This window comes from Dyadobacter sp. SRI_021 (assembly GCF_057586235.1).
Window position 1 is genome coordinate 42,787 of sequence record NZ_JBYCZM010000019.1, and the last position, 12,125, is coordinate 54,911.

Sequence of the window (12,125 nt, forward strand, 5' to 3'; positions counted from 1 at the left end):
TGGTGATCAGATTCTGCAAAGTAATTGCATTAGGTGCGTTATCGAAAGCGGAAAACCGCGCATTTGGTAAAAAGAAACGCCAAAACAGGTATTCCACCGGGCACAAAACCCGTTATTTAGCGACAGAATTTCACTCCGCATCATGATTTTATCTTCCGGCAGAAAAGAAAGCTATGCCTCCTGGCTCCCCTGGCTTTTTACACTGAGCTTCATTTCGATCACATTTCTGCCGCGTTCGGTGGACGACACGATGTTTATGGACGGCGTCACTTACGCGGCCATTGCCCGCAACATGTCTGAAGGGATCGGTTCGTTCTGGCAGCCGTTTTTCGCGCATTCATTTTGGTTACCCTATGACAACGGCCCTTATTTTTCAGGCCATCCGCCGCTGCAATTCGGGCTGCAGTCCATTCTTTTCAGGATTTTCGGCGACACGCCCGCTGTCGAAAACGGCTATAATGTGCTGATTCTAAGCGGCCACATCTTCCTCATCGTCAAAATTTGGCAAAAATTGCTCGGTCCGGCCAGCCCATTCCGCGCGTTTAGCTGGTTACCCGTCTTGTGCTGGTATGCCATCGTGGTTGTCTATTATAGTATTCCAAACAACTTTCTGGACAGTACTATGGGACTGTTCTGCCTCGCCTCCTGCTATTTTCAGCTGGTTTATTTGAAAGAAGAATCTACCCGAAAACAACATCCGTTGTGGCCATTCTTAGCCGGGACTTGCATTGTACTGGCATTCTTAACCAAAGGTCCGGCAGGACTTTATCCACTCGCATTTTCGGCGATTTATGCCATTTCAATACCTTCTTACGGGTTTTCAAAGGCATTCCGGCCGACTGTCATCATGTTGGCGGTGATCGCATTAGGCGCCGCAGGCGTATTAGCGTATACACCCGCGCGCGAGTTCATGACGACCTATTTCAATGGTCAGGTGGTACAGGCATTGTTACAGAAACGCGAAAAAGCAGGTGCCGGCTGGCTCGCCCATTTTACGCTGGTATCGGAACTCTTTCGAAACCTATTACCTCATTTGGTCGCGTGTGCCGCTTTGTACGGATTATCCATCGGCTTTAAGTGGAGGATTCCAAGGGAAAAAGCGATTTCCGAAAATGTTCTCCTAACCGCGTTCGTAGCCGCGTCAGGGATTATCCCTATGTTAGTGAGCATCAAGCAATACCCCCATTATCTTTTACCCGCACTGCCTTTCATGGCGCTGCTCTTTGCGTTCCTCATGGTACAGCGTATCGCCTTCATCATGGCACACAAAGAGCAATTAATAACCATTGCATTAAGCGTCGGCGTGTTGGTATGCTGGGGGACTACATTTCAGAAACTGGTCACCATCCCGCCGGATGTTCATTCAGCCAATGCCAAACGGCTACGTACACTGGTACCGTCAGCGTCCACAATTGGAATTTGTCACGATTTATTCCAGCGGGCCGATATTCATGCCAACTTTCAGCGCTATCATCATTTATCCCTTTCCACCGGAATTGATTCCCTGAAATATGTCCTTGCCGATTCAGCATGCCTGCCGCGATTTAATGTGGAACGGGACAGCGTCGTGCCATTACACGGCGGTTACTTACTGGTTATTCAAAACCCCTGATATGCCAGCTTGCCAATACTGCGAAAATATTATCTTTGTTTAAAGTTCATTTTAACCCGTTTCCATGCGCACGCTGCTCTTCTTCATCAGTATTATTGCTTTGTCGGGCTGTTCGGCCTCCCATTATCTGAAACGCGAAATCGACCGCTCGGCGGTTCTCAGCCAGCAGCATACAGGCGTTTCCATTGCGCGTATCGGCGATAAGAAGTCGCTGGCTTCATATCAGGACGATAAATATTTCGTCCCGGCATCCAACACCAAACTGTTCAGCTTTTACGCGGGCCTGTCGGCACTCGGTGACTCCATTCCAGGTCTCGAATACCTCGAATGGGGCGAGTTATTGATCATTCGCGGCACCGGAGATCCTTCGCTATTACACCCTGATTTGCCGCACAGCAAGGTTTTCGATTTCCTGAAAGGCCGTAAAGACCAGATATTCTTTACGCCGTTCCATTTCGAAAATAAACGCTTTGGCCCCGGCTGGGCTTGGAGCGACTACAACGACTACTACCAGCCCGAAGTGACCGCCATGCCGATCTATGGCAATATTGTGCGATTCCAAAGCACGCCGACAGGACAATACCGGGCCAATCCGCGGTTCTGGCAGAAAGCTTTGGTACAGGATACTGCCGTTTCAGGGATTGAAAGAGAGGAATTGCAGAATGTATTTCACCATTCAAAACTTTCTGGATCGCAAGCAATTACGAAAGACATCCCCGTTCATATGACCGACCAGCTCATGTTGCAGCTATTGAATGATACATTGAAAAAAGAGATTAAACTGATCAATATCCCGCTCGAAATCGAATTGCAAACCGTTAATAGCATTCCCTCTGACTCGCTGTACACGCGCATGATGCTGGTGAGCGACAATATGCTGGCAGAACAGCTCATGCTGCTTTACGCCACTGCGAACAAGTTGCCGTTGAACACCGAAAAGGCCATTGCACATGCCATAGAGCATCATTTAGCCGATTTACCCGACAAACCAGTCTGGAAAGATGGCTCCGGGCTGAGCCGTTATAACCTTTTTACCCCACGAACAGTGGTGGCCCTGCTGCAAAAGATCCACGCGAAAGTACCACAGGAGAGACTATTCCAGATATTGCCGGCAGGAGGGAAAAGCGGGACTTTGAAGAGCTTGTTTAAAGAAGATCCTCCTTTCATTTTTGCCAAAACAGGCAGTTTGAGCAATGTTTATAACCTGAGCGGGTATCTGATTACGAAAAAAGGAAAAGTACTGGCTTTCAGCTTTATGAATAACAACTTCACCAAACCTACCGCCGATGTGCGCAAGGAGGTGGAGCGCATTCTGACCAACGTCCGCAACAAATACTGATTATTCCTTTTCTTCCCAGACCCTTCCGGTGCAGTAAATGCTGTTGCGTCCATTCTTGCGAACGAGCAGGTAAATCTGATAAACACCAGGCTCTATATTAGCCTTATGAAAACTCGCATTTATACCCTTATTAAAATACATTCCGCGGCGAATCGTCGTTTTCAGCGGCACTGAAGCCTGGTTAGGCTGTGCTGCGTATACATGCCCGGTTGATTTCAGAACCACATAGGCACCATCCGAATAGTCATTTTCGGGCTGGAAGAATTCCTGGTGAAAACCCACCACAATGTGATCGCCAAGTTGCCCGACTTCATCTGGCGGATAAGTGCCGGCGCAGGAAACCGAATCTGCCCGCGGATTCCAGTTTTCAGCCAGCGGGTCGGCCGAGCGGTAATAGGAACGGATTTGCTCATAATGCTGCTGATCCATCGAAAACATGCGGAGACCCAGCCAATCGGCATTATACCGCGCATTGAACTCTTGCACAATGGCCGCACGCCGGCCATTTACTGCTTCGGCGAAGTTGCCGTGCAGTAATGTAAGGTTCATAACAATGGCGGCCACCAGCATTCCAGGGGCCAGTTTTCTCCGGACTGAGTTTTGTACCACCGCCAAAAATCCGAAATACAAGGCAATGCACCACAACGTCGAATACATTCGGTAGCGCCCTTTAAACATGCCTTCGAAGGTGTCCGTGGGAATGCGTTTGTAAGTGAGTGCGAGGGCCGTAATACCCGTAAAAATTGCAATAGCAAGCGCAAAAAGGGCTGTCGGATTGGTGTACCGCTCTTTCAGCCAGGTCGAATTCCAGAGTGGAATATATTGTTTGCGGTATAAAAAAAGCAGTATGGCAATCATCAGCATTCCCATTGCCACGGCTATGTACAATCCGGATGTGGGCGTGCCGTAGGCGCTAAGCGTTGCCCAGGAGCCGATAAACCCGAAGAAGCCGAAGAAACCTTCCTTAACCTGCTGTGGGTTCGAGAAATCGAGGTTTTGGGTGATAGGAGTGAAGTCGATGAAATAAATGACTGCGATAATAAGCGTTGTCGCCAGGGTGACGAAGAATTGTTTGCGATAACCTCCGAGCAAAAACAGCAGCCCGATCACGGGGAAAACCATCAATCCATTCCCATAAGTAAATGTCGCCGCGATAGCAAAAAGTAGCGAAATGGCAATTTGCGTGGGCTTGTAAACCGCAAAATAGAGCGAGGAAAGCACAAAAAGGATCACTCCGAAATTGCACAGCGAGCTAACGCCCCAGAAGATGTTTTCAAACGACTGGATATTGAACCACAGCCACATGACGGGCACAAAATACCATACAGCAAGCCGCAAATGCCTGAATGCGCGGTAAAAAACCCATGCGCAGAGCGCCCAACACGTGTTGGCGATCATCATCGGCCAAACCAGGTTGACGGTACCGAATATCTTTTCAAGCAGCAGGATCACCGAGCGGGAGAATACAAGCCGGTGCTCCGGAAAAAGCGTCGTCAGCAACTTCCATTTACCTGCCAGGTCGGCTTTCGAAAATTCAGGAATGATGCCAAGAATAAGGATGTCGTCGAATGCTACGTAATTAACATTCAGCGCAATAACTTTGAATACCCAAATATAAATCAGAACGGGTATCAGGCCCAACAAGCATGCCAGCCAGCTTTTTTCTCTGACAAAACGGAGGAAAGATGAAAACATGCGTGCTAATTAAGCAGGTGAGGCGTGATTTTCAACCATGCGCTGCCTAATTTTCGGTTTCCTCCTCTTCAGCGGAGGCGCGGGGATCTTTGGTATGATCGTAAATCAGCTTGCCTTTGTCGTCCCATTCCCTTAGGATGAATGGCTCGAAATCCTCGTCCCAGGCAGTTTTCGGATATTGAATCTCTTTCTTACGCTGGCGGCGGAACTGGTAGTATTCCACCCAGCGGCCAACTTTTTTCCCCGAATCATACTTGCCATCGACAGCCAGCTGACCTTCCTTGTAAAATTGCAGGTATTCGCCTTCTATTTCTCCAAATGCGACCGGCATTACTTCTTTTATCTGCGTATGCGCGGAGTCATAATAGGTAATGCGTGATTCGGCAGGGAATCCACGGTTCCAGACGGCCTTGTCGATCAGGTTAAATTTGGTATCATATTTCACCCAGCGGCCGTCTTTCACGCCCATGTAGTAATAGCCTTCCTCGATCAGGTTTTCGCCGCTATACTTTTTATAAGAGCCATGGAGCGGCAAAGCCTGTGTCTTGTCTTTAATCACCGAAGAGCTCAGTTTTCTTGATTTTTTGTCATACCAGCGTGTTTCCGTGGCCCTGACATACTCGTTCATGGGCTTATATTCTTTCAACACATGGAAATTTTCCACCGTAGCACGGTCGCCGCTGCCGTATTTGACAGACATGCTCTGCATTGGAATGCCTTCATATTGTACTTTGGCAAGACGGGCCTTTTCCTTCCTTGCCTTGCGGTCTTTTTTCTGGCTTTTGTATTCTTTTACGCGAAGTCCAAGATCGGGGATCGTCTCTCCGAACAGTGTGGAGAGATTAGTGGACTTGCCCTTGCCGCCCGGCACCGAAGCGCCCACCACCGGGTCCAGGCCTGAAACGAACGATTTCAGATCATTGGAACGCGTTGCCGTATCTTTTTTTACCTGCTCTTTGGGCAGCCACGACGGGGTCGAAGTATCCTTCTGACCATTCTGGGCCGAAACGGAAACCGACAGACAGATTGAAAAAAAGCCGCAGACCAGTGCTACTCTTTGCATGTATATAGGATTTTTCTTCAGGGCAAGATTGTTACTTTTGTAACGAATTGGTTTTTTCTATATTGATTTCCAAGACAAATTTAAAAAAACACCGTGGAAAAAAGCGCTAAAATTTATATTGCCGGGCATAGGGGAATGGTTGGATCTGCTATTCTCAGAAAATTGGAAAAAGAAGGTTTCCACAACATTATTACCAGAACTTCATCGGAGCTTGATCTCCGCAACCAGGCAGATGTGCGGGCATTTTTCGAAGCGGAACGTCCGGAATATATCTTTTTGGCCGCTGCCAAAGTAGGCGGCATTATGGCAAACAATATTTACCGCGCAGAGTTCCTGAACGATAACCTGCTTATTCAGAGCAACGTAATCGACAGTGCGTACCGCACCGATGCCAAAAAGCTGATGTTCCTCGGATCGAGCTGCATTTACCCGAAACTGGCGCCACAGCCTTTACAGGAAGATTCACTGCTGACGGGCCTTCTGGAACCCACCAACGAACCTTACGCGATCGCGAAAATTGCGGGTATAAAAATGTGTGAGGCTTACCGGTCACAATATGGCTGCAACTTCATTTCAGTGATGCCTACCAATTTGTACGGACCGAATGATAATTACGATCTCAACAATTCGCACGTATTACCGGCAATGATCCGCAAATTTCACGAGGCAAAAGAGGATGGAAAGCCATTTGTAGAGCTCTGGGGTACAGGGTCGCCGCTCCGCGAGTTCCTGCACGCCGACGATCTCGCTGCCGCGTGCTATTTCTTAATGCAGAATTACAATGAGGCCGGCTTCCTGAACATCGGGGTGGGCGCGGATGTAACTATTAAGCATTTGGCAGAAATGATCCAGCAAGTGGTAGGATATGAAGGGGAAATCAAATGGAATACCGATAAACCGGACGGTACACCACGAAAACTGATGGACGTAAGCAAGCTGCACGCATTGGGCTGGAAGCACACTATCGATCTCGAAGAAGGTATTACCATGACTTACCAGGATTTTCTCGAAAAAATAGAAACATATGCCGTGTAACCAGTATCGCAACAGTGGGTTACATTAGGTATGGCCTAATATTTCAGTACCAAAATCCTATTTCACCCACGATAATTCTATTTTTAGACAAAATTTCAGTATAATATTACAAGAATCTTCGGGAAACTAATTAGTTTTGCGCGGTACCCTAAATGGGCACGTCATATAAACCTTAGTCATAGAGAAATGTCGGCCATTATTAAGTTAGATCAGATAGACCGCAAAGTACTGGAGATTTTACAAACGAACGCGAAGATAACCAACGCTCAACTTTCCAAAGAAATAGGACTTTCACCCGCTCCCACGCTGGAACGTGTGAAAAAACTGGAACAATCGGGGATCATCAAAAGCTACCACGCGCAGCTGGAACCGGAGAAGGTGGGGTTGGGCGTAAGCACTTTTGTTCAGATTTCGCTGGTAGGGCACCGTAAGGCAGTTACGGAGTCATTTGTTGAGAAAATTCATGCAATTCCCGAAGTCATTGAATGCCATCACATTACCGGAACTGGCGATTTTCTGCTTCGCGTAATTTCCAAAGACATCAGCACATACCAGAAGCTGATGCTCGAAAAAATCAATGAAATCGAAGAGGTCGCCAGCACGCAAACGATGGTAATCCTGTCGACTTTCAAAGAAAGTAAAGTATTACCGATACCTTGATGTTAGGAGTTTAGTGTTAAGAGTTTAAGGTTTAAAGTTCTGACAAACTCTAAACTCATAAACTCAAATAAAAAATGGTCGGAATTGCTTCCGACCATTTTTTATTTGGTATGCATTCAAACCTATTGGTGTTGCTCACGAAGCAGGTCGTTCACTGTTTTCACGGGGTTGAAAGTGATCAGCGGCACTTCTACAAAAAGCGTATTCCAGTCGGCCATAGAGCCATTCCACAAGCCGGGGAGCTCCTGTGCTTTCAGCTCCTTTCCGTCTTTGGATTTGCCTGTAATAAAGCCGGTTAGCGGATCGCGGAATTTTTTCAGGTCGTATAATTCACCCTTTTTATTCTTCACTGCACACACCAGATCCACCGGGTTAAAGTGCGTCGAGTTCTTGAAAATGCTGTTCTGGTCGGCATTATCGACATCCACCTGCGCCGATTCCACGATTTGCAGCGACGAAGACCCATCGGCGTTCTCAGCCCAGAAAGGTCCGCCGCCCGGCTCACCCTGATTTTTCACCATCCCGCACGCGCGCAAAGGGCGATCCAGCTTTCCTACAAAATATTCTTTCTTCTTTTCGTCGCTCCACGATTCAAAACCTGCCGGCGGAATCACGCAAAGTTCGTTACGGAAAAAGCCGTCGAGTTCTGCGAGCAATGCGGCGTCCACATTTCCTGCCAGTTTATCGAGGTAAGCAAAAATCCTTTTCTGATATCTTAAAACGATTCCTGCCAGCGCTTTTTTGTAAGTAATTGTCTCGCCCTTAATGCGGTCGGGGACAACATTATCGATGTTTTTGATGAAAATAATGTCCGCGTCGAGCTGCCCAAGGTTTTCGAGCAATGCTCCGTGGCCGGCAGGACGGAACAATAACGAGTCGTCTTTTTCACGGAAAGGCGTGTTATCGAGGTTCACCGCGATGGTATCCGTAGAGCTTTTTTGCTCGGAAAAAGAAACAATGTAGCGAACGCCGTATTGCGTCTGGTAGCTTGGAAGTACTTCCACGACGAGTTTTTCAAACTTGTCGCGGTGCTCAGGGGAAACTGTGAAATGGATTTGCACGTTGCTGCCGGCATTTGCATATTTCGCCCCTTCTACCAAATGCTCTTCCAGCGGCGTGCGTGAACGCTCGGCGTAATTATGAAATTTCAGCAAGCCTTTCGGCAACTCACCGTAGCCTAATCCCTTGGCAGTAAGAAAGTAAGAAGCAATCGTCTTTTCATCCGCAGACTCGATTTCGTAGCCATCTGCGGCCAGGGAAGTTTTCAGGTCTTCGTAGAAGGCGAAATCTTTCAGCCTTGCGAAGAATTCGTCCACCGATTTGTCCTTCTTATCTTCCTGCAAAAAGCCGAAAAGCGATTTGAACATCCGGGTAGCCGCGCCCGAAGCTGGTACAAATTTCAAAAGTGCAATTTCACCATCGGCGGCACTTTTATCGAACTCACTGATTACCTGTGCAATCTCTTCGTCCGTAAGCCTGATAATGCCGTCGCCCACCGTGGCGGCCTTCGACAATTGCAAAAACGGAAAGCCCTTTTCAAAATAACGGACTTGCTCTTCCACGACTTTTAGATCGCTTCCTCTTTCCTTTATCTGTTGAATATCGTTTTCAATAAACATAATATATGGTTTTAATCAGTGAAGTTTAGGTAAGATTTATTACAAAAAAGCTTGGAATTTTAACAACCTCATCAAGTTTCCCAGCATTTATTTCAACACCCGCAACTTGGCGAAGCTGAGCAGCAGCGTTTTTTCACCCACTAGATCAAACTTGACCGTTGCTTTTCTATCGGTGCCATTGACGTCCATTTTGGTTACTACTCCGAAACCGAATTTCAAATGCTCCACCTTGTCGCCCTCGGCCAGGTCGAACGTGTCGGTCGGCACGAAATCGGCCGACGGGACATGGCTTGTAGCTGCTGTTGCAACCGGCCGTGCCTCGGTTTTTCGTTGAACAAGATTACGCGCGAAAGTCGTTACAGGGGGCGTAGTATCGCGTTCCAAGGCGCTCTGTACCATTCTGTTGACGTTCAGGTATTTCTGATCGACTTCCAGCAGGAACCGGCTCGGTTCGCACATTTTCAGGCGGCCCCATTGGTAGCGGCTCTCGGCATAGGAGAATGACAGTTTCTTTTCCGCGCGCGTGATCGCCACGTAGAAAAGCCTTCTTTCTTCCTCCAAATCCTGCCTGCTTTCGAGCATCATCTGGCTCGGAAAAAGGTCTTCTTCGAGCCCCACAATGAATACATTCCTGAATTCCAGACCCTTGGCCGAGTGGATCGTCATCATCGTCACGCGATCGTGGTCGTTATTATCGTCTGGCTCATCCGCATTCGTTAACAGCGAAACCGATTGAAGGAACGCGCTCAGCGATTTATCCTCCGTTTCGTCGCTATCGACAAACTCCTTGATACCATTCAGCAATTCCTGCACGTTTTCATAACGTGAAAGGCCTTCCACAGTCTTATCTTCATACAATTCCCGCAAAATTCCCGATGCTTTGGCAATATGGGACGAAATTTCGTACGCATCCTTGCCTTCTTCGACCAAAATTTTGAAGCTCTTGATCAGCGTCGCAAACCCTTCGATGGGAGCAATAGAGCGGCCTGAGCCAAATTGGTTGATATTCGCCACGACATCCCAGATCGCCACATTGTTTTCCGAAGCTGTTACCGCGATTTTGGCCACGGTCGTATCACCGATGCCTCTTTTTGGCAAATTAATGATCCGTTTGAAAGCCTCTTCGTCTCGCTGGTTCACTGTAAACCGCAGGTAAGCAAGCAAATCCTTGATCTCTTTTCTTTGGTAAAAAGATTGACCACCTACAATGCGATACTTGATGCCCAGTTTTCGCAAAGCTTCTTCAAATGACCGGGACTGAGCATTGGTACGGTACAAAATCGCAAAGTTCTCATTGCGAAGCGATTTCTGCATTTTCTCTTCGAAAATCGCGGTTGCCACCAGCCGGCCTTCCTCATTATCCGAGCCGGCCTTGATTACGTCGATCAGCGAACCTTCTTCATTGGAAGTAAAAGTATGTTTTTCGAGCTGCGACTTGTTCCGGGCAATCACCGAGTTCGCTGCATTCACGATCGTACTCGTCGAGCGGTAGTTCTGTTCCAGCTTGATCACGCGCACATCCGGGAAATCCTTTTCGAAATTGAGGATATTCTCGATGTTTGCGCCGCGAAATGCGTAAATACTCTGCGCATCGTCACCCACGACCACGATGTTACGGTGTACCGCGGACAGCTTCCTGGTAATGAGGTATTGAGATACGTTCGTATCCTGAAACTCATCCACCATCACATGCTGGAACTTGTGCTGGTACTTATATAATACGTCGGGAAAATCGCGGAAAAGGACGTTGGTATTGAAAAGCAGGTCGTCGAAATCCATGGCGTTGGCCTGGAAGCAGCGTGTTGCGTACGTTTTGTACAGCCTGCCGATCTCCTTCATTTTGGCCGCGTCGTCGTCGGCCTGGATCACTGCATTATTTATGTAGTCATCGGGCGAAATGAGCCGGTTCTTTGCTCCGGAGATCCGGTTGAAAACCACATTGGCCTTGTAAACCTTATCGTCGAGGTTATATTCTTTAATGATACTTCTTAATAATGACTTCGAATCGTCGGTATCATAGATCGAGAAATCGCTGGTATAGCCCAGGTAGCGCGCTTCGATGCGGAGTATTTTGGCAAAAACGGAGTGGAAAGTACCCATCCAGATGTTCCGGGCTTCGGTACCGACAGCGCCTTCGATCCGGCTGCGCATTTCACCGGATGCTTTGTTGGTAAATGTGAGGGACAAAATGCGGAATGGGTCGACACCCGTCTCAATCAACCGCGCAATGCGATAGGTCAGTACCCTTGTTTTCCCTGAACCCGCGCCCGCAATGATCATCAAAGGGCCATTTCCGTGCAGCACAGCCTCCCGTTGGGGCTCATTCAAGGTCGAGAGATAATCGTTGTGGTTCAAAGTTGTATGCTTTTCCAATTACTTATAATATATAGCAAAAGCCAAAGTTAGGAAAAACCGTCAAAAGCATCCTGAATCTCTGGGCTTGTAAGAGAGGCCCTTCCTAAATATTATTCCGCAACCAGAACATAAGGTGTGCATTGTTGGTTAATTAGCAACAATTTCAGATTTCATCATATATATAAGGCATCGCCTGCATGCGAACAGAACAAATGAGTACAATGAATATAGAGGACCAACCGCTTGAAGTACAATGGGAGCATCTGCTGGGGCAATTGGAAGAAATGGTAGGCAAGCGCCCGGGCGACCTGAACGGTGTACTGTTCCTGATAGGCGTGCAGGAATTAGGGCAAGGTGCGAAGCGATTTTCCAAGGAGCAAAAGCAAGACCTGATGCATATTGGCATATGCAAGGTGCTAAGCCTATCGTCCTATTACAGCCTTGAATACACCGACAAGGATGGATGGCCGCATTACAAACTGGAACGTGCGCTTCCTCCGGGGGATCTTTTGAAGCAGGAAGCGCTTTTGAAGATGCATGTGATCGAGTACTTCAAAAATTTGTGAAAAAATTACGGATTGGTAATTTCTGGTTATCAAGCGGTTGCTAAAAAGTCGAAAAGTTTTTTTACAATTTTTTGCTATCACCACTTGCATTTAAGAAAAGAAGCTGCCACTTTTGCACTCCCAATCGGGGATAACGGCACTGAAAACGATCAGGGCCACGAGTTTCGGGAGTCCCGGAGCA

Annotated in this window: 9 protein-coding genes; 5 read left to right on the plus strand and 4 right to left on the minus strand. The window is 47.7% G+C overall.

What is annotated here, in order from left to right:
* The first annotated feature begins 142 nt into the window (after window positions 1-142).
* Together AC2YIT_RS31075 and dacB are read left to right on the plus strand one after the other, a co-directional pair.
* Window positions 143-1,612 carry an ArnT family glycosyltransferase gene (locus tag AC2YIT_RS31075; protein WP_487281775.1) on the plus strand — a complete coding sequence of 490 codons (1,470 nt, stop codon included), beginning with the start codon at window positions 143-145 and terminating at the stop codon, window positions 1,610-1,612.
* A gap of 64 nt (window positions 1,613-1,676) precedes the next feature.
* A complete protein-coding gene (gene dacB, locus AC2YIT_RS31080; RefSeq protein ID WP_487281776.1) occupies window positions 1,677-2,951 on the plus strand; it encodes a D-alanyl-D-alanine carboxypeptidase/D-alanyl-D-alanine endopeptidase in 1,275 nt (424 codons plus the stop codon).
* Here the strand turns inward: dacB and AC2YIT_RS31085 are convergent, their stop codons facing one another.
* Window positions 2,952-4,646: a hypothetical protein gene (locus AC2YIT_RS31085; RefSeq protein WP_487281777.1), complete on the minus strand. Its 1,695-nt coding sequence runs from the start codon at window positions 4,644-4,646 to the stop codon at window positions 2,952-2,954.
* 46 nt (window positions 4,647-4,692) lie between these two features.
* Window positions 4,693-5,709, minus strand: coding sequence for a toxin-antitoxin system YwqK family antitoxin (locus AC2YIT_RS31090; RefSeq protein WP_487281778.1), 1,017 nt, complete (start codon window positions 5,707-5,709; stop codon window positions 4,693-4,695).
* Window positions 5,710-5,802: 93 nt separating this feature from the next.
* Here AC2YIT_RS31090 and fcl point away from each other — a divergent pair, with 93 nt between their 5' ends.
* Together fcl and AC2YIT_RS31100 are read left to right on the plus strand one after the other, a co-directional pair.
* Window positions 5,803-6,744, plus strand: a complete 942-nt coding sequence (gene fcl, locus AC2YIT_RS31095) for a GDP-L-fucose synthase (RefSeq protein ID WP_430850558.1) — start codon at window positions 5,803-5,805, stop codon at window positions 6,742-6,744.
* Between the two features lie 186 nt (window positions 6,745-6,930).
* The gene (locus tag AC2YIT_RS31100; RefSeq protein ID WP_015813234.1) at window positions 6,931-7,404 is read left to right on the plus strand and encodes an Lrp/AsnC family transcriptional regulator; all 474 of its coding nucleotides are present in this window, start codon (window positions 6,931-6,933) and stop codon (window positions 7,402-7,404) included.
* A 122-nt stretch (window positions 7,405-7,526) separates the two neighbouring features.
* On the opposite strand, the gene AC2YIT_RS31105 is transcribed toward AC2YIT_RS31100, so the two are convergent.
* Window positions 7,527-9,023 carry a DUF4301 family protein gene (locus AC2YIT_RS31105; RefSeq protein ID WP_430850561.1) on the minus strand — a complete coding sequence of 499 codons (1,497 nt, stop codon included), beginning with the start codon at window positions 9,021-9,023 and terminating at the stop codon, window positions 7,527-7,529.
* A gap of 87 nt (window positions 9,024-9,110) precedes the next feature.
* A complete protein-coding gene (locus tag AC2YIT_RS31110; RefSeq protein WP_430850563.1) occupies window positions 9,111-11,396 on the minus strand; it encodes an ATP-dependent helicase in 2,286 nt (761 codons plus the stop codon).
* Between the two features lie 203 nt (window positions 11,397-11,599).
* Between AC2YIT_RS31110 and AC2YIT_RS31115 the strand changes: the two genes are divergently transcribed.
* Window positions 11,600-11,944, plus strand: a complete 345-nt coding sequence (locus AC2YIT_RS31115; protein ID WP_106599443.1) for a hypothetical protein — start codon at window positions 11,600-11,602, stop codon at window positions 11,942-11,944.
* The last annotated feature ends 181 nt before the right edge of the window (window positions 11,945-12,125 follow it).